Raw genomic sequence first — 25,176 nt, forward strand, 5'->3', positions numbered from 1 at the left:
TTCTCCTCAATTTAGAAAAAGCCGCCACTTTTATGGCAAAGTGACGGCAAATATACAGAAAAAAATGAGATATTCAGACCTTGGCTTTCTTCTTTTTGTCGATGGATTGGGTGATTTTGGCAAATACTAACAGTGTCAGTGCAGATATCAGGCCGATAGCGGCGAAATAGTACCAGATATAATGCGCATTTGCGCTGGCAGCCTCCCATGCTTCACGAGTCTCAAAGAGGACAGGATCGGGACAGTATTTTGTCAACAATACTCCGGCGATACCAAAACCGAAGATGGAAGAGAGGAAGGAATGAAGATGGCTAAATCCGAGATACATACCTTCTTCACCCTTAGGCGCTTGCAGGGAGAAGTACTCCAGATAACGCGGTGAAATAAAACATTCTGCCAAAGCCTGTATCACGATACCCGCTATCATCATTAATGTGATATTGCTCATTCCGCTTATCACGTCATTTCCAAGCAGGTTACCGCATGCCATCAGCAGAGCCGAAAATGGGATAAGGAACATACCGATATTCATGGAAGTAATGGCCGAACGTTTCGCCATCAAACGCGTCACGAAACTAACGCAGCAAACCACCACAAACGGGTTTACATTGGCTATCCAACCCGGCTTAGCAGTTTCGCCCGCCATACGGATTACATATTTAGGCATTGTAGCGTATAACTGTTGCTGCACCATCCAGAATCCCGTTATAATCAGGATAAGAATCAGCAGACGCCAGTTCGTAATGATGCGCAGGAAGCCCTGACCGATTTCACGCATACTTTTTCCTTCGCCTGCCGTATGGGTAGATTTATAGAGCAGAACAACGGAAAGCAATGCCAATATGGTCATCGTAGCAGAGAAATAGTTGATATAGATATACGCCTGATCTCCAATAACATTCCGCAACGGGTCAATCACTGTTTTTCCGGTAAATGCACCAATATTCACCATCATATAAAAGATGGAATAACCGCGTGCGCGGTTTACCTCCGTAGTTTCTTTTGCTACCGAAGCCGAAATGATAGATTTGATAAACGATCCGCCCACCATGATAACAAACAGTACAGGAACGATCATCCAGCGACTATCGCTATCCGGCAGTCCGGTGAAACGGGCTGCTTTGCCATATTCCACTAGTCCGGCAGCTTCCAGCAGGGTAGGGAGAATTCCTAAACCCAGATATCCGACAGACAGCAGCGAAAAAGCAACAATCATGGATTTCCGGAAACCTATTTTATCGGCATAGGCACCCGTGAAGATAGGCAAAAGATAAAGACCACCGGAAAATAAACCGGAAATCATACTCGCTTCAAAGTCGTTGAAGCCTAAAATAGAAGAAAGATAAATGGTGAGAACGATAAAAACGGCATAATACGCCATACGTTCGAACAGTTCGACCGTGTTGCTTACCCAAAAGGCTTTAGTGAACCCTTTAGATACATTTTTGGGTGATTGAGTCATCCTAATATTATGTTGTTAGTGAAAAATTAAACGCAAAAGTACATTTTTATGAAATTATATGCAAATATCTTTTATATTTGCATATTGTAAAAGGGAGAGAACGCTTTGTTTTCTCAATAAGATTCGTATCTTTGTTCTGTAATTATTCAGCATAAAACTATGACAATAGCAGTTGATTTTGACGGAACTATAGTAGAACATCGCTATCCCCGTATCGGTAAAGAAATCCCTTTTGCAACGGACGCCTTAAAGCTGTTGCAGCAAGATCAGCATAGGCTCATCTTATGGAGTGTGCGCGAAGGTGAACTTCTGGAAGAAGCTGTTGCCTGGTGCAAAGAAAGAGGAGTGGAATTCTATGCTGTCAATCGTGATTATCCCGAAGAGAAACAGCAGGACTGTGGATTCTCACGTAAACTGAAAGTGGACCTTTTCATTGATGACCGTAACCTGGGCGGATTGCCCGATTGGGGACTTATCTATCAAATGATTAAAGAACATAAAACGTTCCAGGATATCTATACGCAAGGCAATATATCTACGGATCAAGATAAGAAGAAATAGTGGTTTAAAAAAATGCCGCCCGAATTCTTTTATAAGCCATAACCCAATTCATTCCTGTTAATAACAAATGGATTCAGCTATATATAGATATAAAGAGTGCATCAAACTTAATTGATGCACTCTTTATATCTATAAGACGGAATGAATTCCATTCCTGTTATTACTTTAGAACTTGAAGAAATTCTTAGCGTTATAGTAGCTGATATCTTCAATCATCTGGTTCACACGGCCCATTTCAGAAGCCGGAATTTCACCATTTTCAATGTCACGGCCAACAAGGTTACACAATGTACGGCGGAAATATTCATGGCGCGGATAGGAGAGGAATGAACGAGAGTCCGTCAACATACCTACGAAACGGCTCAACAGACCCAATACGGAAAGAGCATTCATCTGTTTCTCCATACCGTCCTTCTGATCGAGGAACCACCAGCCGGAACCAAACTGTATCTTACCCGGAATCGTACCATCCTGGAAGTTACCCAACATAGTGGCGATAACTTCATTAGCGCACGGATTAAGATTATAGAGAATAGTCTTCGTCAATTTACCTTCAGAATTTAAGCGGTCGAGGAATTTAGACATTGCCTTAGCAGTAGTAAATTCACCGATAGAATCGAAACCAGTATCAGCACCAAGTAACTTGAACATCTTGCTGTTATTGTTACGGATAGCGCCATAGTGGAATTGTTGTGTCCAGCCTTTTTCCCAATCCATTTCACCGAAGATAACCAGCATAGCTGATTTGAATTTCAGGATTTCTTCCTTGGTCAGTTCCGTTCCACCATATACCTTATTAAATATAACTTTGATTTCAGCATCTGTATAGTCTTCTGCGTAGAATTCTTCAATACCGTGGTCAGACAATTTACAGCCTTGTTCAGCAAAAAAGTCATGACGCTTGCGCAGGGCAACTACCATATCATCGAAATTAGAGATAGCAACACCGCTTACTTCAGCCAGTTTCTCAACGTATGCACGGAAGTCAGCAGGAATTTCTACAGCCATTGCCTTGTCAGGACGCCATGTCGGTAACATCTTGATTTCAAAACCACTTTCGCGTGTTTGAATATGATATTCCAGAGAATCAATAGGATCATCCGTAGTACAAACAGCTTCCACATGATAACGGCGCATCATGCCACGAGCAGAGTATTCCGGTTGAGCCAGCTTCTCATTACACTCGTCATAAATCTCATGGGCAGTCTTCGGGTTCAAGATTTTATCAATACCGAATGCTGTCTTCAACTCCAGGTGTGTCCAGTGATACAAAGGATTACGGAAGGTATAAGGAACGGTTTCAGCCCACTTTTCAAATTTTTCCCAGTCGGAAGTATCCTTACCTGTGCAGAAACGTTCGTCTACACCATTGGTACGCATAGCACGCCATTTGTAATGGTCGCCGCCCAACCAGATTTCAGTCAATGACTTAAACTGATAGTCGTCTGCTACCATTTTAGGGATTAAGTGACAGTGATAATCGATAATCGGCATCTTGGCCGCATGTTCATGATACAACTTCTGTGCGGTTTCTGTCTGCAACAGGAAGTTTTCATCCATAAATTTTTTCATTCTACTGTGTTTTAAGTATATAAAAATATTACTTTCTCTTTTTTATACCTATATAGTATTGATTGTAAAGCTAATAGGCAAGATATTGGTTTTTGCTTTTATTAACCGTTATCGAACACAAAAGTAGAAAATTTACTTGGAGAAACAAAATAATTCGTATCTTTGCCGCAAATATTTATAATATTTAAGTTTTAGACATTGAACCTTTAGTGCCTTAAAACGAATGAGACAAAGAATATGGAAAACAAGAACTACACCATTAAAGACATTGCCCGCATGGCGGGTGTTTCTGCCGGAACTGTGGATCGCGTGTTGCACAATCGGGGAGATGTTTCTGCCGCCAGCAGGGAGAAGGTTCAAAAAGTGCTTGATGAGATAGACTATCATCCTAATATGTTTGCCATTGGTCTGGCAGCCAAGAAGCGTTACCGTGTTCTGTGTATTATACCTTATTATGTGGAACATGACTATTGGCATTCCGTCGCAGAAGGCATCAACCGTGCCGCACAAGAGTTGCGTCCTTTTAATGTAAGCATGGACTTTTTGTGCTACCATCATGCCGACCGGCTTTCTTATGAAAAAGCCTGCGCGAAACTCCGCAAAGAAATAGTGGATGCCGTATTGATCGCCCCCAATTTCCGTGAAGAGACAATGTCACTGACATCTTATCTGGAAGGGAAAAAGATACCTTACGCATTTATTGATTTTAATATAGAAGATACCCATGCACTCTGCTACATCGGCCAAGACTCCCAAACAAGCGGGTATATGGCTGCTAAAATCCTGATGCGCAAGTACAAGGAAGGACAGGAGCTAATACTATTTCTTAATAATAAAAAGAATAATCCGGCAGAAATACAGATGCAACGACGCATGGATGGTTTCATGAATTTTATTGCACAGGAACATGAGAATCTGGTGGTTCACGATGTAGTACTGAATAAAGAGGACGATGAAGCCAACCGCCGAACATTGGAAGATTTTTTTGCCGCACATCCCAAGGCAGTGTTAGGAGCCGTTTTTAACTCACGTGTCTACCAGGTAGCAGGATATCTACAGGAAACAAGACACCATTTGGAAGGATTAGTTGGATACGACCTTCTGCCCAAAAATGTGGAGTACCTGAAATCCGGCGAAGTAAATTATCTCATTGGACAACGCCCGGGACTGCAAGGATACTGTGGTGTAAAAGCTCTGTGCGACCATGTCGTATTCAAGCGTCCGGTGACCGGTGTAAAGTATATGCCTATCGACATCCTGATGAAAGAAAACATCAATTTCTATTTTGAATTTGAATAAACATCATAATATCAATCACTTTAAAAACGATTTTTAAGCATGAAAGCATTAAACAAGCAGACCGCTCCCAAGGCTCAGCGCCCGGAACGTATCATTCAATTCGGTGAAGGAAACTTCTTACGTGCATTTATCGACTGGATCATCTATAACATGAACGAAAAGGCTGACTTCAATAGTAGTGTTGTAGTAGTCCAACCCATCGAGAAAGGTATGGTAGACATGCTGAATGCACAGGATGATCTTTATCACGTAAACCTGCAAGGTTTGGACAAAGGAGAGACTGTCAACAGTCTGACCATGATCGACGTTATCAGCCGTGCACTGAATCCTTACACTCAGAACGATGAATTCATGAAGTTGGCCGAGCAACCGGAAATGCGTTTTGTAATCTCTAACACTACGGAAGCCGGTATCGCTTTCGATCCTTCCTGCAAACTGACTGACGCTCCGGCTTCTTCTTATCCGGGCAAACTGACTCAACTACTGTATCATCGTTTCAAGACATTTAACGGTGACAAGAGCAAAGGTCTGATTATCTTCCCTTGCGAACTCATATTCCTGAACGGGCACAAACTGAAGGAAACCATCTACCAATATATCGAATTATGGCAATTGGGTGATGAATTCAAGACCTGGTTTGAAGAAGCATGTGGTGTATACGCTACGCTTGTTGACCGTATTGTTCCGGGATTCCCGCGCAAGGATATTGCAGCAATCAAGGAAAAATTACAGTATGACGATAATTTGGTGGTACAAGCTGAAATTTTCCACCTTTGGGTCATCGAAGCTCCGCAGGAGATTGCCAAAGAATTCCCTGCTGACAAGGCTGGTCTGAATGTATTATTCGTTCCTTCTGAAGCACCGTATCACGAAAGAAAAGTAACGTTGCTGAATGGTCCTCACACTGTTCTTTCTCCGGTAGCTTACTTGTCGGGCGTAAACATTGTGCGTGATGCTTGTCAACATCCGGTTATTGGTCAGTACATCAATAAGGTAATGTTTAATGAATTGATGGAAACATTAAACTTGCCGAAAGATGAGCTGAAGAAGTTTGCAGAAGATGTATTGGAGCGTTTCAACAATCCGTTTGTTGACCATGCCGTTACCAGCATTATGCTGAACTCCTTCCCGAAATATGAAACTCGTGACCTGCCTGGTTTGAAGACTTATCTGCAACGCAAAGGTGAATTGCCTAAGGGGCTGGTTCTCGGTTTGGCCGCTATCATCACATATTATAAAGGTGGTGTTCGTGAAGACGGTGCTGAGATCACCCCGAACGATGCTCCGGAAATCATGCAATTGCTGAAAGACCTGTGGGCAACAGATGATACTCAGAAAGTAGCCGAAGGCGTACTTGCTGCAACTTCTATTTGGGGCGAAGATTTAAATAATATCTCGGGACTTACCGCTGCTGTAAAAGCTAATCTGGATTCTATTCAGGAAAAAGGAATGTTGGAAACAGTAAAGGGTATCCTTTAATTAATCTATTAAGTATCGTAAAGGAAGTAGGGTGGAGCAGCGGCTTCGCCCTACTTTTTTTATGTTAAGAAACATAACTATGTATTTCTTGTTCCGATAAATTCTTTTTGTCATTCCCTTTTGGTATATTTAAAGCGTTAATTCTTAAAATCAGACTACTATGGGAAAGATACTATGTACTGTTCTCGTGGGGTTCTTATTCCCTTTATGTGTTTATAGTCAAACCTTGAACACATCTTATAATCTCCCTCGCTCAGGAGACAAACTAATGAAATGTCAGATAACCACTATTCAACCCAATAAAGGTGGTAGTCAACAAGTCTGGGATTTCACAGATATTAAACTCCAAGATGCGAATTATGAATTAAAGTATGAAGCTCAGGGTAATGATACAATTATTGCTACAGAACACCGTACAATGTATTACTATCAAAAATCCGGCGACTCCCTCTTTTGTATTGGATATGAAAATCCAACAACTTTTATTATTTATCAAAAGCCTGAATTATTGCTTACCTTTCCTATCTCTCAAGGATATACCGTCTATGATTATTTTGAAGGTAAAGGAAATTATTGCAATTACTTAAATATACATTTACGTGGCAAAACGACAATAACAGCAGACGCTTCTGGAAAATTGATATTGCCGGACGGAGATACGATACAAAATGTATTACGTACTTATACCCACAAGTATATCCATCAACAAACGCAACCTCAAAAAAAATTAGATAATTCGTCATACATAGATACTATCCCTTTCACTATCAATAAAGATAGTATAGACTATCTAATTGCCAATGATTCCGTTCATATAGAAATGGAAATATGGCGCTGGTATGCTAGTGGATATCGCTATCCTATATTTGAGACAATAAAGAGTACCATATACAAACTAGGGACTCCTTATGAGCATTTTAGTACTTCTTTTGCCTATATGCCTAGTGAACAATATTATGATTTGCCATATGATGCAGAAAACCAAAGACAAAGAGAAATCAAACAACAAGGAAAAGACTGGAAAGAAGAACGAGATAATAAAGATACCCCCAATATCCTAATTGATTATCAGATTCAAGTATATAATAATGATCTACAGGTTTATTATGAATTAAAAGAATCAAGTCACATTTCGATTATTCTTTATAACATACAGGGGGAACAACTTTCTGCCATTCAGAAGTATAACCAATCTTCGGGAGTTTATAATGAAATTATTAAAATAGGTGACTATCCTAAGGGAAAGTATATATTACAGATAGTTGTAGGAAATAAAAAATATGGTGAGAAGGTCATAAAGAAATAATTATGAATTATCATTAAAGACAATAGTTATGAAAAAACATATTTTGATTATAATATATTTAGTTACAAATATATTTAGTATGTATTGCAGTCCGTTATCCAACGATACAATAGAATTGCCACGATTTTCTGCAGATAGCATAAATTCTTTGATCAGAAAACAGCAAAATGAAAGATATGAAAAGAAATTCATGCAACGAAGTAATACGGACATGAATGATAATCTCTTAAATGTATCGGATTATACGCCACCTACACCTGAAGCTGCGGGCATGAATTTATATGGAAATATCCCTGTTAATGAATATACGGGCACTCCTGATATCTCTATTCCCCTATATACACTAAAAAGTGGCCAAATAGAATTGCCCATTACTCTATCATATCATGCAAGTGGTATAAAAGTTGCGCAAGAAGCAACATGGGTGGGATTAGGATGGAATCTGCTTGCAGGAGGATGTGTTACGCTGAACGCCGTTGGTAATGTAGATGCATGTTCCGCAAATTATCCATCATGGGAGGAATGGGAAAAAATTAAATATCAATGGAAAGTTATTGCTGGAGATACAGCCAATATTCGAACAGGTATTGAAGACCAATTTCACAAATGGGGATGCTTATGCTATGATCAATACACAAGTACAACTACCGACAATGTATTAAATCAAGGGTTATTCGGACAAGGGGAAAGAGATGTTTTTGAAGTTTCTCTTCCTAATGGACTTTCATTCAAATACATATTACATCCCAAAAATCAAACCCCTATCATTATCGGGCCACGTCATAATTACAAAATAGTACACTCTACGGGAGATATAGTGGTAACTGATGATTCTGGAATTCAATATACTTTCACAGCCTATACCTTCAATGGCAAGTATGCCCCATTGACATATTTGTTAACTGAAATTAAAGACACGAGAAGTAATATTATATCACTTTCTTATGTTGATGCGAGCTGTTACTCTATTCCTGTTGTTTCTGAATATTACACGATTGGCTATCCTCTTCATAATGATTTTACTAAACGGAACTTCAATTCAACGACCAATAAAGCTCCTTATCTATCAAAGATAGAGTCTAATACTGAAGAGATAAAATTTACATTAAGTAGCAGAGAAGATCTTTCTCCTGGAACAACAGGGAGATTAGTTTCCATCGAAATAAAGAATAAGTTAAACAATGAAATTATATATTCATATAATTTTGACTATAGTTATTTTATGTGTGCTACGAATGCAATTGGAGGTAATGCATTAAGTAGTGAAGATTGCAAAGGATCAGCAGGATACGCTTCTCAAAATCCAGAAGTAACTTTACGTAAACGACTCAAACTACTTTCTCTTTCTAAACAAAATAACAACCTACAGGGGGAAACATATTCATTTATTTATAATGAAGAACAACCGTTGCCATATAAAACATCCTTCGCTGTGGATTATTGGGGATTTTACAATGGCGCAGAAAATATATCTTCACTTACCGGTTACCGCCACACACTTATACCCTCTATTGAAGGATTAGGAATTAATCAAGACGCACTTATAATTCAGGGACAGGAGCTACCAGCACAAACAGCTGTCAGGAATGCGAGTCGTAAATATATAACGGCTAATATGCTAAAAAAAATAACATACCCGACGGGAGGTAGTGTAGAATTCGAATTTGAACCTCATACTTTTACTAATGCCAAAGTCATTTCAAAAGAAGATTTAGAAAAGTATGCTCCTAAATTGGCATATTTAAATACGGTGAATAACAATAATGCAGAGTTTTCCACTCCATTTGTAACTTTCAATATTCCATTTGCACAAACTGTAACCATAAATGTAACAGTCCGTTTTGATGATTATTCAGCGAGTCAAGTCGAAGGTTCAGGAACAATTATCAGGCAGGTTGGTTCTACCGGAGGAGGTATTCTAAAATCATATAAAGTGACATCACAAAATGTAACTGATGAACATTCATATCATGTTGTTGAATCATTTACATTGGAAGCTGGGGATTATGTAATGTCATCTACTTTAGCGTCAACAGTTCCCAATCAAGGTTACACCGCCCGTAATGTTAGCGCTGCAACATTAACTTACAAATCACAAATATTCAATGTAGATATAGACACTTTGGAACATATTGGTGCCGGAGTGAGAATAAAAACTATTACCCAAAGGAATAATACAGGAGAAATCTTAGAGAGAACCAAATATCTTTACGAATTGGATAATCATAAAAGTTCCGGTCTGTTGATGATTCCTATTAACTTTGTGACTGATCATTACATTCGTCATGGTCTGGATAACTGTCCCATACATAGTATGGTAGAGCATCAATTTCGTAGATATGACGCACAAACATTATCTCCTCCGGCTTCTGCTCCCAATGGGAATCCAGTAGGTTATAGTCGTGTGATTAAACAAAAGGAAATAATCAATACAGGAAAAGAAGTGTTTGCCTTTGCCAATGAAAGTTGTGAAGTTATTGATGCTACACTTTGTTATTTTCCAGAGAACTACAGTGGACGCTTAATCAGGAAAAGTACATATGATGCAAATAACAAACTCGTAAAAGAAGAAATTAATAAATACTCCATTGCCAATAAGGCTAAAGAATTAGTCAATATAAAAGTCATAGACAATTATGTTGGTCCTGTAAATCATTGTCTTTTACTTGAAGGACATCCTTATTGTAATCCATACATATATAATGGACGTTTTTTTATAACTTTATATCCATACATTGCTTATGACATCCAGTTAACTCAACAAACAGAAACTGAGTATTTCAATTCAGTACCAATAAGCAAAGAAAAACTTTATACATATAATCAACGTAATCAAATATCAACCTGTCAAACAAGTACCAGTCGTTCCGACTACATTCAGGAGACATATAAATATGCTGCCGATTCTTCTTTCTATAAAGATCACTTGGACTATAATGTACTTACTGCAATAATGAGATATAAACGTACATCAGGCAGTTCAACAGCCATTTTAGAAAATAAGTATGGAAATGCATTTACTAAATTCACATTGCTTTCAAGTACGGAGTCAAGCAATGTATCACCCAAAAGACGTACTGTTTCATATAAATATGATAGTAAATGGAATCCTGTCGAAGTAACCTATCAAGACAGTTCGTCGGTTGTTTATTTATGGGGATATAAATATTCCCGGATTATTGCAAAAATTACTAATATTACATATGCCAAAGTACTGTCTCGATTAGGAGAAAGTTCGTTGAATACTCTGTGTAGCTCTAATATCCCCAATAGTACTTCACTCTATAATTTGCAAAATATATTTTCTGATTGTGAAGTTACCACATGGCTTTATAATCCATCATATGGAGTTAGTGAAGTAAGGTCACCCAATGAATTAAAAACATTCTATGAGTATGATGCTATAGGCAGAGTTTCTGAGATATTAGATTTAAACAGAAAAACAATCATGTCATTTCAATATCAGTTATCCCATAATGGAACATCACAAAATTTCTTCAAAACTCGTACTATGATGAATGAGGAAGGGAATAAATATATGGAAGTATATAGTTATTATGATGGTTTAGGTCGCCCATACCAGACAGTGGAATGTAAAATCACTCCATTCCAAACTCATTTAATCACTTTACAAGAATATGATGCTGCAAATAGGAAAACATATACATGGTTACCCGTTGAGTCTGCTACCAGTACATATATGTCATCTGCTTCTGTTAAAGCTCAAGCTGTAGCTGATTATGGAGATACACATCCTTATACAATGACAGAATACGAAGCTTCTCCTTTGAATAAAATAGTCAATCAATACGGAGCAGGAGAAGATTGGAATAATCACCCTGTACACATTGAATATATGACAAACACCACTTCTTCTCCATTGAACTGTCTTAATTACATGGTTAATGACAACGGAGCTTTAGTGTCCAGCAATCAGTATTATGCCGCAGGACAGTTATATGTAACCAAAAGTACTGATGAAGATAATAACGTTGGGTATACTTTTACAGATAAGTCGGGACATACCATATTAACACGACAAATCTCAGGAAGTCAAAATCTTGATACCTATTATGTGTATGATGGACTTGATAATTTGCGATACGTTCTTCAACCGATGTATCAGACAAATGCCAATCTGAATATGTATGCTTTCCAATATAAATATATGGGAAGACAATTGTGCATAGAGAAAAAGATGCCGGGAGCAGAAGCGATGAAATATGTATATGACAAATTAGACAGACTTATATTCTCGCAAGATGGCAATCAACGGTTACAAAACGAATGGACTTTCTATTTGTATGATAGGTTGAATCGCCTTACGGTACAAGGCATTTGCATGGAAATAGACCGGCTAAATTTAATTCCCGATGTAGCAGTAACCTGCTACAGAGAAAATAGCAATACAGGTTTGGGGGGAAGTGGATATTATTCTACATTTATACCGATTGATAAGGTCAAAGAAATACACATTGTGAATTATTACGACGATTATAAGTTTTGTTCATTAACAGGATTTTCCGGTGTACCACATTTCTCAATGGGCAGCAATGCCAAAGGCTATCTAACCGGTAATGTCGTTACTATTTTGGAAGATGGTAAGAAACTATATTCCGCTAATTATTACGATGTTAAAGGCAGAATGACAAAAAAGGTCTCAAGCAATCATATGAATGAATATGAAGTGGATAATATTACTTATTCTTTTACTGATAAACCATTAACAACAAGTCATACACATACAGCAATAAATACAACAGAATTATATACTTATGTTTATGATCATGCAGAACGCCTGCAAGAAGTAAGACACAAGTTAAATGGGAATAGTGAAGTAAAGCTTGCTATCAATACCTATGATAAGTTAGGGAGATTAAAAACCAAAACACATCATAGTACTTCAGGACATAAGCTGACTTATGAATATAATATACGTAATTGGTTGACCCAAATCAGCGGAAGACTTTTCGAACAAAATCTTTATTATAACACAGGGAGTGGAAGTCAATGTTATAATGGCAATATTGGAAGTATGACTTGGAAGAGTGGGGAAGACGGTATACGTGGCTATAAGTTTACTTATGATAATATGAGTCGCATGAGAAATGCTATTTATGGCGAAGGGACAAGTATCACTCCTCCTACAGGAAAAAATTTCTCAGAGAATGTGATCGGTTATGATTATAATGGAAACATTACCGGTCTACAAAGATATGGTAAGGTAAGTGGAAGTACTTATGGAAAGATTGATGATTTATCCATAACATATGTGGGCAATCAACTTAATAACGTGACCGATGCCGCAACAGATCCTTTTTATAATGGTGCATTTAACTTCGTTGATGGCAATAAAACTTCTATTCAGGAGTACAAATATGATGCTAATGGTAATTTAGAACAAGATTATAATAAGAAAATAGCTAAGATTCAATATAATAGTTTAAATTTGCCAAGTACACTACAATTTGCAAATGGTAATAACACGGATTACTTATATGGTGCTGATGGTATGAAACGACGAGTAACCCATAAAACAGCAATTGCTAATATTTCCGTACCAATGGGACAGATAAAGGAATTGGCAAGTAGTCAGATTTCTCAGACTAATACTACTGACTATTGTAATAATGTGATCTATGAAAATGGAGTTCTAAGCATGATTCTCACTGAAGAAGGTTATGTGACGTTAAGTGGAAATGCTCCTATTTATCATTATTACTTGAAAGATCATCAAGGCAATAATCGCATAGTCATGAACCAAAATGGAACAACGGTTGAACAAGTTAATCATTATTATCCGTTTGGTGGCTTGTTTGAAGAGGGTCTAGCTACAAGTGATCAGAATTATAAGTATAATAGTAAAGAGCTTGATAGAATGCATGGTTTGGATTGGTATGATTATGGAACGAGGGGGTATGATGCAACATTAGGGAGGTTTATGATTATTGATCCATTATCTGAAAGGTATTGCACAATTAGTCCATATGTCTATTGTGCGAATAATCCTGTTCGCTATATTGATCCAACTGGAATGTATTTTGATGAAGCAAATGAGAAAGAAGCTCGAAAAATAGAAAGACGTCTCACTAAACGAATATCTAAATTAGAAAAAAAAGTTGCCAAAATAGAAAGAAGAGGGGAAGATGTTGGTGAATTGAATAGTCGTATTAGTGAGTTGAGGAATTCTCAAAAAGACGTTACTGACATGAGAAGTAATAAAAATATAGAGTTTAAATATAGCAAAGTTACAAATAAAAATAATCCGGCAGGAACTGGAAATCCTGTTACTTCACTAACTGGCATCAATGATGCTGGCCATAATGTTGTGACGATGTATACTGAAAAAAACATGGGTAATCGGCTTCATGAATCTAGACATGGAGGGCAAATAACTAGAGGAGAGTACAGCTTTGATCTGAATGGAAACCCAACAACTGGTTATGGTATAGATTCAGAGGTGTCAGCATATAAAGCACAATATTCATACGAAGGTAAACTTGTTTACATTGATGCTTCTAATACTTTGAATCAACAAATAGGTAGTGCGGGAATGACTCCTCCTATATCTACTCTAATTAATATTAGGTCCATTACGCCAGATTTTGTAAAGACTCGAATAGGCGAAGTAAGATCCATTATTATTGGTACGAATAGAATCTATCGTTTAAATCCTATATATGAATATTTGCCATGAAATCAAATTTATTTTTTATACTATTAACAGTTCTTGCATTGGTTGTTGTATCATGTAAAACTAGTTTTGAATCTCAAGTATATGATTTCCAACTTATAATTGATTCGAACACTTATGATGAGAATGAAATTAAGGAACTAATATCTGAAAGTAAGATGAAAACTATTGTCTTAAAAAATGATTCTGTATTAGAGTTCAGGAAACGTCATGGAGGTTTGGGAAGCTTAATTACAATTGAATATACATTAGTTGATAATGAAATAGTAATTGATTCTACCGATGTGACCGGGCGTTATATTCCCGAATTATCAGGTATCCATTTTTTATATAGTCGAGACAGTTTAGTCAACAGACAAACAAATGAAAAATATTACAATCAAAAGTTCGTAAAAAAAACAGAAAGAAAACACTAAAAGCGACTAAAGAATACACCTGAAGGAGGTTATCATGGATCGAATCCATATTGGAAAGTATCATCAAGAGCAGAAACATATAGAATATTTTAATAAAGCTAATGGGCTATTCAAATAAATATGAGAACAGGATTTTTATTATTAGGATTGTTTCTTTTTCTTTCCTGTAAAGAAAAGACTATATCCAAGCAAACAGATTATCTGTTTAAATTGCCTCAAAAGGATGTTTTTGTAAAAACTTCAAAGTTTCAAGGAGGAAGATTTGTGATATTTTTCGCATCCGATTCCTTACTGCTTGATAATGCTAAAGATTCTATTGAGTATAGAACAGGATTTTATTCACAAATAATTGTGGATAAAACGGACATATATGTTAATTCTCAATATAAAGGGGCAAGGCTGATAAGTATAGGAAATGGTAATTATAAATTTGAAGAGATTACTGATAGTCTTTTTTATAGCAAATCTGGAATAGTAAATATTGGGAATCATAGTTTCAATATTAAAGTTGTTTCTGATAGTGTTTTTAGTGAAACATTCTTTGAAGATAACATACAAAAAAGTTCATATTCTTTTATAGGTATAGATACAGATGAATATAGCATAGGTATCAATGGGAAAATAATCAAGAAAGGAGATATATATGGAGGCTGGCAGTAAGGATAATGCTACTTTTGAAAGATTCTTTATACAAGGAGAATATACGAGAGCATGCCAAGATTCGAGAATTGGAAAAGGAGATACTCTTATGAGAAGAGGAACAATAGAAAAATAGTAAGAATGAAAAAAATACTACTATTAATCATATTAAATTGTATCGTTCTATCATGTATAAACGATAATGCCGTAACTAAAGAGAAAAAACGTAACTTTTCTTTTTGTATACCGGAAATAGATCTTACTGTTACAACATCTAAGCAGGCAGGCGGAAGATTCTATACTATCTTTACTAAAGACAGTATAGAGTCCTTGCCAGATAGTATTGTATTTTTACCTGATACAGTTGCCTATATTGCAAGTGAAACGCAGGAGATGGGACCTATCTCTTTCATAATAAATCCCGCTCAAAAAGACAGTATATACATTGTTGAAAATCCATATATAGAATATATTCAGAGCTCCAAATATAAATTATGTTTATTAAAATATCAAGAACGTGAAAGTCGCTTCTTTGAGCCTCGAATAGGAACTGAGCCTTTGATATTAAAATACCCATATATCCATATTGTGATATCTACAGATACATATACCATAGATATAAATCGTTATAAAATCACACAAGAAACAATCAAGAAAGGAGACATACATGGAGGCTGGCAGTAAGGATAATGCAACTTTTGAAAGATTCTTTATACAAGGAGAATATACGAGAGCATGCCAAGATTCAAGAATTGGAAAAGGAGATACTTTTATAAGAGGAGGAACAATATATAAATAAAATAGAAATGAAAAAACTACTTTTTATTTGTTTTTTGATTACAAGCATTAGTATTTATGCAGAATCTAAAATTACTTTCAGAGGAAGAATTATAGATTATTACACTCAAGAGAGTATTTCTGGAGCTGTAATCAATTTATATTCAGGAGAAAAACTTGTGAAAAGTTTGTATTCAAATAAAAATGGAGATTTTGAGTTTTTGACTGTAAATCCTATTGAGGTTATTGAAGTACAATTTATTGGAAAATTAACTCTAAAAATTATTGAGATTGGTGTCTGGCATGAAGAAACGAAAGATTTTTCTTTTCAAATTCCCCTTTTTGATAATCCATTTGGATTTATCAATTATGAAAAGGAGCCTACATTTTTGCAACGGCAGGAAGAAAAAGAAAAGCAAAAAAACATATTAAAAGGAATACGTTTAGATTGCAATGATGATAATAAAGCAAAAATAAAGTATTCAAAAAAAGGCAATTATCAATTCATCAAATTTATAGACTTGATTAACTGTTGGAGAAAATGAAAAGAATACTACTATTAATCATACTAAATTGTATCGTTCTATCATGCATAAACGATAATGCCGTAACTTTTCTTTTTATATACCGGAAATGGACCTTACAGTTACAACTTCTAAGCAAGCAGGAGCGAAATTTTATACACTGTTCTCTAAAACAACCCCTTATTCTAAAATATCCATATATCTATATCGTTATATTTCCTCATACGTATACCATAGCAATAGATAGTTATAAAATCACACAAGAAATAATCAGAGAGGGAACCATTTACGGATATTAAATGGATAAATATATTGATAAACTTTATAAAACAAATAGAGGATACATATACTATTTTAAGAAATAGCTATGGAATTACTCAAAAAAATAAAAGAGAATGGTATTTATAGATAAATAGTTTTTCCTGCTAACTTTACCACAAAATAACGATTATGAGATACTCGAATAATCCAATCAGGGGACAAGACAGGTTATTAGATATAAACTTAGCCATAATAAGAAAAAGTATTTATTAAAATTATATTATCCAAGATGAAACATACGATATTATTTTTAGTCTTGATATTTTTTTGCCCTTTCATATATTCACAATCAAAGTGCATACCCTATCTTCTTTCTAATGAAAATAAAGATGAAAAGATTTATGTATGCGATCCTTGTGTTGATGATACTATAAAGGTACAATTCAAAGTCAGTATTATATTTGATGATACGACTCGATACACTGTGAAGTCTGTTATCTTACAAAGTGTGCAAGTAGGTGCTAAGCATGTCTTTTTATCTCGATTCGACAAAAAACGAAGCTCTTTCAACCAATACCTCTGGGATGTATGTAATGCTAAAGTAACATATTGGTACAAAAATCAGCCCTATAAGCAATTTTATAGTAAGATACCTTTTGTTGTTGATAATACAATTTTCGGAGCGACGTTTTATATTGTATCCAACTAGATATAGTAGCAAATTAATGTTTAGGTCTCCCCGAAATAGAAAATGCTATAAGAAAATAGCTAAGATTCAATATAATAGCCTATTACTATATGATAGGAAGAGGGCAACAAAATAGAGGAACTGGTAGTATGAAATCCGGATATAATTTAAAATTTCCGAGAAGTGGCGGATCAAGCAATAACTGGAGTGCACGAGTCGTCTTTACTACTAAAGAAGCAAAAAATAATACCTATTCTATATTCAAAAAACTATTTTTTTATGAAAACAAATAACTTTTTTTGTATATATATTGTATTATGTCCATTCTTTATTTTTTTCACCCACGAGATAGATAAAGAATTATCATCCCCCTTTTACTCTAAAGATGGAAAATTTGAAATTGACAATCAAGATACAATCTCTGCACGCTTCCCCTTTTTAGCAGACATATTAGACTTCTATTATGTCTATTACTTGGCAATGCCTGATAACCTTGATGAATTGGAGGAGTTTATTGATAGTATGCATGTTGCATATCCAGAAGAATTATACTATTATGACATACTAAAAAAACAAACTCTTGTAACTCTGAAAGAAAATAAAGCACATCTATTTTTTAGAGAAAATGAGTGTGAATTTCAACTGTGGATGCAAGAAAAGGATAGTACTATATTATTGTATAATGGGGGTAAGAAGTGTTGTGATTTGGATTGTTTCCCACATCCGGAGGAGAAATTTGCAATAATAAATCAGTTAGTTAATTCTACACCAAAAGCATTTAATGCAAAAAATAAAATTATTATAATGAAAACACAACTCTCTAATGTTCTTCTAAATGAGATAATGACCATTTCTCAGAAATATAAGATGGATAAAGATAAAGCTATTTTAATTGGCTATATAAGGAATGATGGGCTCTTTAATTATTGCAATAAAGAAAGAATCGATAACAATGAACCTTATTTCAAAGAAATAGAAATCATGTTGAAGAAATTCTGTGAAGAGAATGGTATATATAGATTGTTATTTTATACATACTGCCCTCATAGCAGCGTTTTTTAGAATCAGTGATGATGTCACTCACAAAGATATGGCAAACTTAATGGTAATAATAGCGAGAATAATGCAGTTTATTTAAAAAGAAACCAAACGTTGCATGACTATACTCCCAAGAACAGTAATGTGACAACTATTCATATTAATACAGCTGAAGATTTACAGAAGTATATACAAGACAAAATGAAATAACTGATTGTATGAAGAAAATATATTTAATATTATTATTCTTTTCTTTGCTGGGGGGCTGTCAGCCCAGCAAAGAATCCCCTGCTCTCTTTGCCGCTTTGCAGAAAGTTGAGTGTATGATTGAACAAGATTCTTTTCCCGCTAAGTATGTAATTATGTATGAAGTAATATCAAATGACATAGGTTCTATTTATCAGATAACATCAACTGATAGCCCCTTTGTGGAATGGAGTCTGGAAAGACCAGAAAGAGTGATAAAGTACAAGGATAGATATATCTGCTTAATAAGTCCTATGGCTTCAATAGATATATCCAAAGAAAAATTGCTTGAAATGACAAATTATCAAAATGATACAATAGGTCCTATACGTAATGGAATGTGGTATATAGGGGTATCAAAAGATGGAAAAAAGCAATTGTTAGTTTCCACGCACACAACTTATCTAACCTCTCGTTTCTATACTTTTCCTAAACTTTTGGAATATGCATTCAATGATTATGATGAGGTTAATTTACCACGTTTTGTATTAGGTATGTATAGTTTGGTTGTAGATACTTCATACACTCCAAAGGAGGCGTTTCGCGATCATATTCAATACATTGAAGGGGATATCTATTATACAAATCCTTTTGATGAATATTTTACAGAAGACAAAGATAGTATACATAGTTCTTTTTTTGCCGTATTGAATGGAAAAGACACGCTTAAATTAAACATTACAGATACAATAATGCAGTGTTTATTTTTTGAGAGCATGAATAATCCTATTTTCTTTAAGTCACTACCCCAACAAGAACCATGGTATAAATTATATAATTTGCTTCGTGATTCAACTTTTTACTTTCAAAATGAAAAAGGAAAGTATATAAAATATTCTATTCCTTTTGGTGATACCTATTGGCTTTTTGGTGTAAAGGATAGTCTAGGACATAATTTGTATGATCTTTATAAAAGAGGGGTAAAAGAGAATTTGAAGAATATAGAAAGTTTTGATGAATGGGATTCTAATTGATATCATACAGGTATTCAGAAAACGTCATGGAGATTTGGGAAGCTTGATTACAATTGAATATTCATTAGTTATTGATTCTGTTTGATGTGTCGTAAGCTCCCGAGAGTCTGTGCAAAAACCTTAGACGCTATATAGAATTATCATTTATTTTTCGTATATTTATGGAAAGAAACTAAACAATACGTCTATGGACTACATAGTAGGAGAAAACAGAAATCAAATTCAAATGATAGCTCTTGAACAATTGGTTGCTCCAGATTCTTGGGCAAGGGTTATCGATTTATTTGTGGATATCTTGCCTATAGATGAGCTTGGGTTTAAACATGTCAAACTTCAATCAGAAGGGAGACCACCGTATAATCCTGCAACATTACTAAAATTGTATTTATATGGTTATAAGCACTCAATAAGGTCATCAAGAAAGTTGGAACACTCCTGTAAAGTAAATGTGGAATTATGGTGGCTATTAGGAGGCTTAATGCCCTCTTTTCGGACAATTGCTTATTTTAGAAAAAATAATGCGGAGGCTTTTAGAAAAGTCTTTAGGCAGTTTGTCCTTATGCTAAAGGATATGGGTCTGATAGAAGGCGAAACCATAGGTATAGATTCTTTTAAGATATTTGCCCAAAATAGTCTCAGAAACAATTATACACAAAAGAAGATAGACAGACATCTTGAATATATAGATAACCGTATTGAAGAATTTGAAGCAGCTTTAGATAAGACTGATAAAGAAGAAGAAAAAGAACTTCTTAAATCTAAGATTAAATTACAACAAGACAGGCGTAGGAAATACGAAACTCTTGATACGGAATTGAAGAATAGTAATGATACTTAAATAAGTCTAACAGACAAAGATTCAAGAGCATTAATGTTAACCAATAATGTATCAGGAGTTGGCATTAGTATCATTATATATGTCCTTATTGTTGATAAAATATGAAATGCAGAAAAAAGAATTTTATCTTCCAAAAAAGTAGTTTTTGCACAGACTCTCGGGAGCTTACTTTTATTATTAGGATTGTTTCTTTTTCTTTCCTGTAAAGAAAAGACTATACCCAAGCTCTATTTTCGATTTTTTTCCCGAAAAGCACAGCTTTTGCCTACAAAAAGTGATTATTATACATTTTCGAACATGTTATAGACAAAAGTGAAAAGATGCTTTTATTATAATACGCTATCTTTGCTTCATTATAATACATGAGATCTGATACAATAAAACCTTTTAAGATTATACAAAGTAACTTATATGAAAACTACTGTCCATTTCTGTCTTCGCTTGTCTATACTTTTGATTTGGCTATTGCAAACCAGCCAAATTAGAGCCAATAATTATTACTTTGAGCAGGTTGCTCTTAAGGAAGGTTTGTCTACTACTGTTAATTGCATATATGCAGAGAAAAATAGTTTTGTCTGGATTGGTACACGCACAGGATTGGGACGATTTGACGGACATGAATTGAAAAAATATACTCATTCTCCGGAGAATCCCAATTCATTGCCGCATAATAATATTCTTCATGTGGCGGAAGACAGTTTACATAATCTTTGGGTATTAACAGAAAAAGGCGTAGTACGCTACAGACGCCGGAGTGACGATTTTTCTCTCTTGAGAGATCAATATGGGCACATCGTTATGGCCAACACTGTATGCCGAACTGAACAAGGAATACTTTTAGGCGGAAGAAACAAAATCTATCAATACAATTATGGAGATGACGCCATCAGGCTCCTGCATGATTTCAGTGACATAGGCCTATTTGCTATTTCCTATATCAATTTCTGGGATAAGGAAACCCTGTTATGCTGCAGCCGATGGCAAGGCATCATATTGTTGAATCTCCGGACCGGGGAGGTAACATCTCCTCCTTTTAATTATGGAAAAGATATTCGGGAAGTTTTGCTTGATTCAAAAGGAAGAATCTGGCTCGCACCTTATAATAATGGCATACGATGTCTTGCACATGATGGTACCTTATTGGCTTCATATGTTACAGGAAACTCAAAATTGAATAACAATGTAGTACTTTGCATGATTGAAAAAGATTCTCATATCTGGATTGGAACGGACGGTGGTGGAATTAATATATTAGATCCTGAAACCCATGAAATTTCCATATTAGAGCATGTGCCCGGAGACAAATATTCGTTCACCTGCAATTCTATTCTGAGTCTTTATAACGATGCAAACAATAACATGTGGGTGGGCAGTATTCGTAATGGACTTATCGGTATCAAAGAAGTGTCAATGAAAACATATGCTGAAGTACCTCTCGGTGATTGTAAAGGGCTGAGTGATAATACAGTCTTGTGTCTTTATAGAGATCCTTCCGAGGATGAAATCTGGATTGGGACAGACGGAGGTGGCATTAACAAGCTTAATCCTTCAACGGAAAAATTTACACACTATTCTAATACGACTGGAAAGAAAGTTGCTTCTATCAGTGGGTTTACATCTTCTGAAATGTTATTGTCTGTATTCTCAAAAGGATTATATACATTCTCAAAGGAAACCGGTAAAATCAATCCCTTGAAAATTCATGATGAATACATAAACCAAATGCTCCTTTATAGCGGAAAAACAATTAACATTTATCAATACGAGCCGGAGACAGTTTTGTTATTGGGAGACCGGATATATCAATATACGATTGCAACTGGTAATACCAGAGTTGTAACAGAAGAGGAAGGAATTGAGATTACCGGTACTCTGGCGCCTGTCTCACATGACGCTCATGCCACTTACTTGTTTGATGCCCAAAGTATATACTCGCTTGACAAACAATATAATAAATTGGAATGTATATATACAATAAAGAAAGATACATTTATAAACTGCGTCTCCAGAGATGAGCATGGAATATTTTGGATTGGCACAAACCATGGTCTCAGGTATTATGATGCAGCGAAGCAATCCATTCATTTTATTCCTACACCCTTGTTCACAAATGTACGGTCTGTAATAAATGATAATCATGGAAAAGTCTGGGTCGCTGTTGATGAAATGCTTTTTGCATGGCTGATTAATGAGAAAGAATTTATACTTTTCGGTAAATCAGATGGAGTACTTCCAAATGAATATTTGGCAAAATCTAAATTGATTTCCGCTTCAGGAAATATATACTTGGGAGGAGGAAAAGGGCTGCTTTATATAGACAAAAATCTTCCCATAGAGAGAACTGTTGCTCCTCAGATACGACTTACAGATATTCTTATTGCCGGAGAATCTGTTAATGAACAATTAAAGGATAACCCGGTAAGTATATCTGTACCTTGGAACAGCAAAGCTATTAGTGTACGTATTATGTCCTGTGAGGCAGATCTTTTCCGACAAAGAATTTACCGCTACCAAATTGCCGGACTAAACGAACAATGCATTGATTCGTATACTCCGGAAATACTTATCCGTTCATTACCTTCCGGAACATACCGGATACTGGTCTCATGCAGCATGAGGAACGGGGGATGGACTCCCTTACAGCAGGTTTTGGAATTGACAGTTTTACCCCCTTGGTACAAAACTTGGTGGTGCATTCTTTGTTATATCCTAGTCATATTGGGAATTATAACCTGGACGTTCATCATCATTTTACGCCATAAAGAGAATAAACTAAAGTGGGCAATGAAGGAGCATGAGAAAGAAATATATGAAGAGAAAGTACGTTTTCTCATTAATATCAGTCATGAACTCCGCACTCCATTAACATTGATACATGCGCCACTGAACCATATCCTACGCTCCCTATCTTCCGGTAGCGCAAATTATTCGGCCTTGAAGAGCATCTACAAGCAGTCACAACGGATGAAAGACTTGCTCAACATGGTACTTGATTTGCGTAAAATGGAAGTTGGGATAAATACGGTTCAGTTTCAGCCCCAACTATTGAATAATTGGATACAAAATGTTACAACAGATTTCATTGGTGAAGGAGATGCCAGAAATGTACACTTTTTATGTCGATTCGACGAACGAGTCAAAATCGTTTGTCTTGACAAAGATAAGTGTGAGATAATCTTGACTAATTTATTGATAAATGCTCTGAAACATAGTCCTGAAAATTCCCAAATCATTATTCAAACAGAATTATTGCCTGCCACCGCATCTGTCCGTATTTCGGTTATAGATCAGGGATGCGGGCTAAAACAGGCAGATCCGCAGAAGCTGTTCACTCGATTTTATCAAGGAACAGGAGAACGTACAGGAACAGGAATCGGTTTATCCTATTCCAAAATTTTGGTGGAATTACATGGAGGAAAGATCGCTGCTAAAGATAATGAAGATGGCGGAGCCACATTTTTCTTTGAACTTCCACTTAAGCAAATCTCATCGGAAGTATCATATAAACCTAGACCCTACCTGAACGAACTGATATCCGATATGACTGAAGATAAAGCCGTTAATAGTGTGAGTATCAAACTGAATAAATACTCGCTATTGGTAGTTGATGACAATAAAGAACTGATAGATTTTATCAAAAGCGCTTTCTGCAAGAGTTTCAATCAGATATATACTGCCCCTGATGGAGAGAAAGCTTTGGAAATAGTTCGTAAGTACCAACCCGACATTGTCATAAGCGATGTAATGATGCCGCGAATGAATGGCTATGAGCTTTGCAGGCAAATAAAAGAAGATATCAGCATCAGTCATATCCCTGTTATTCTTCTGACAGCCCGCGATGATGATGCAAGCCGGTTACAGGGATACAAAACGGGAGCAGATGCCTATTTGGTTAAACCGTTTGAAGAAGAAATATTACTGGAAGTGATCCGTGGACGTTTACGTAACAGGGAACAGATGAAAGTACGATATTTGAACAGAGGGTTGCTTCCTCCACCCGAAGAAGTGACATTCAGCCAGATAGATGAAGCTTTCCTGCTTAAAACAAATGAATTGATAACCGAACATCTGGGTAACCCCGATTTAGACGTAAGTTTCCTGTGTAAGGAGCTGTGCATGAGCCGTGCCACTTTTTATAATAAGCTAAAAGCCATCACCGATATGGGGGGGAATGACTATATTAATAAATTCCGTTTAGAAAGAGTCATATATTTGATAACCAACACAAATATGAATTTTACAGAAATTTCAGAAAAGGCCGGTTTTTCTTCTTCCCGCTATTTCAGCACTATGTTTAAGCGGTATACCGGGAAAACACCATCCCAATATAAAGAAGAACATCGGAAGTCAATGAAGACGGAACCGGATAATAAATAAATGAGCCTTGAATAATACAACAACT

General features: G+C 35.9%; 15 protein-coding genes. 13 read left to right on the top strand and 2 right to left on the bottom strand.

The genetic code is table 11. From position 1 onward, the window contains the following. Positions 1-73 precede the first annotated feature (73 nt). Entirely contained in the window at positions 74-1,462 is a 1,389-nt protein-coding gene (locus DW182_RS03820; RefSeq protein WP_118294724.1) for an MFS transporter, read from the bottom strand. 159 nt (positions 1,463-1,621) lie between these two features. Here DW182_RS03820 and DW182_RS03825 point away from each other — a divergent pair, with 159 nt between their 5' ends. Beyond that, positions 1,622-2,023, top strand: a complete 402-nt coding sequence (locus tag DW182_RS03825; protein ID WP_117706383.1) for a BT0820 family HAD-type phosphatase — start codon at positions 1,622-1,624, stop codon at positions 2,021-2,023. Between the two features lie 165 nt (positions 2,024-2,188). Here the strand turns inward: DW182_RS03825 and uxaC are convergent, their stop codons facing one another. Next, a complete protein-coding gene (gene uxaC, locus DW182_RS03830; protein ID WP_118294725.1) occupies positions 2,189-3,595 on the bottom strand; it encodes a glucuronate isomerase in 1,407 nt (468 codons plus the stop codon). 237 nt (positions 3,596-3,832) lie between these two features. Between uxaC and DW182_RS03835 the strand changes: the two genes are divergently transcribed. The 12 genes from DW182_RS03835 (at position 3,833) to DW182_RS03905 (ending at position 25,151) form a co-directional block, all read left to right on the top strand. After that, entirely contained in the window at positions 3,833-4,894 is a 1,062-nt protein-coding gene (locus tag DW182_RS03835) for a substrate-binding domain-containing protein (protein WP_117706379.1), read from the top strand. 39 nt (positions 4,895-4,933) lie between these two features. Next, positions 4,934-6,373, top strand: coding sequence for a tagaturonate reductase (locus DW182_RS03840; RefSeq protein ID WP_118294726.1), 1,440 nt, complete (start codon positions 4,934-4,936; stop codon positions 6,371-6,373). Between the two features lie 160 nt (positions 6,374-6,533). After that, positions 6,534-7,679 carry a T9SS type A sorting domain-containing protein gene (locus DW182_RS03845; RefSeq protein WP_118294727.1) on the top strand — a complete coding sequence of 382 codons (1,146 nt, stop codon included), beginning with the start codon at positions 6,534-6,536 and terminating at the stop codon, positions 7,677-7,679. Between the two features lie 28 nt (positions 7,680-7,707). Further along, complete coding sequence (locus tag DW182_RS22405; RefSeq protein WP_233564073.1) at positions 7,708-14,376, top strand: DUF6443 domain-containing protein; 6,669 nt, start codon at positions 7,708-7,710, stop codon at positions 14,374-14,376. Continuing rightward, the gene (locus tag DW182_RS03855; RefSeq protein ID WP_115503318.1) at positions 14,373-14,789 is read left to right on the top strand and encodes a hypothetical protein; all 417 of its coding nucleotides are present in this window, start codon (positions 14,373-14,375) and stop codon (positions 14,787-14,789) included. The genes DW182_RS22405 and DW182_RS03855 overlap by 4 nt, the downstream gene beginning before the upstream one ends. Positions 14,790-14,909: 120 nt before the next feature. Further along, positions 14,910-15,449: a hypothetical protein gene (locus tag DW182_RS03860; protein WP_115503319.1), complete on the top strand. Its 540-nt coding sequence runs from the start codon at positions 14,910-14,912 to the stop codon at positions 15,447-15,449. A gap of 120 nt (positions 15,450-15,569) precedes the next feature. Next, positions 15,570-16,112, top strand: a complete 543-nt coding sequence (locus DW182_RS03865; protein WP_118294728.1) for a hypothetical protein — start codon at positions 15,570-15,572, stop codon at positions 16,110-16,112. A gap of 122 nt (positions 16,113-16,234) precedes the next feature. After that, positions 16,235-16,750, top strand: a complete 516-nt coding sequence (locus DW182_RS03870; protein WP_118476785.1) for a hypothetical protein — start codon at positions 16,235-16,237, stop codon at positions 16,748-16,750. A gap of 1,207 nt (positions 16,751-17,957) precedes the next feature. Beyond that, positions 17,958-18,740: a hypothetical protein gene (locus DW182_RS03890; RefSeq protein WP_118294732.1), complete on the top strand. Its 783-nt coding sequence runs from the start codon at positions 17,958-17,960 to the stop codon at positions 18,738-18,740. Positions 18,741-18,934: 194 nt separating this feature from the next. Then, positions 18,935-19,936 (top strand): Imm65 family immunity protein, encoded by a 1,002-nt coding sequence (locus DW182_RS03895; protein ID WP_118294733.1) that lies wholly within the window; start codon positions 18,935-18,937, stop codon positions 19,934-19,936. Between the two features lie 187 nt (positions 19,937-20,123). Beyond that, on the top strand, positions 20,124-20,774 hold the full coding sequence (locus DW182_RS03900; RefSeq protein WP_233564074.1) for a transposase: 651 nt from the start codon (positions 20,124-20,126) through the stop codon (positions 20,772-20,774). Between the two features lie 411 nt (positions 20,775-21,185). Then, complete coding sequence (locus DW182_RS03905) at positions 21,186-25,151, top strand: two-component regulator propeller domain-containing protein (protein WP_118294734.1); 3,966 nt, start codon at positions 21,186-21,188, stop codon at positions 25,149-25,151. The last annotated feature ends 25 nt before the right edge of the window (positions 25,152-25,176 follow it).

It is taken from the genome of Bacteroides sp. AM16-24 (assembly GCF_003471885.1).
In the GTDB taxonomy this organism is placed as follows: Bacteria; Bacteroidota; Bacteroidia; order Bacteroidales; family Bacteroidaceae; genus Bacteroides.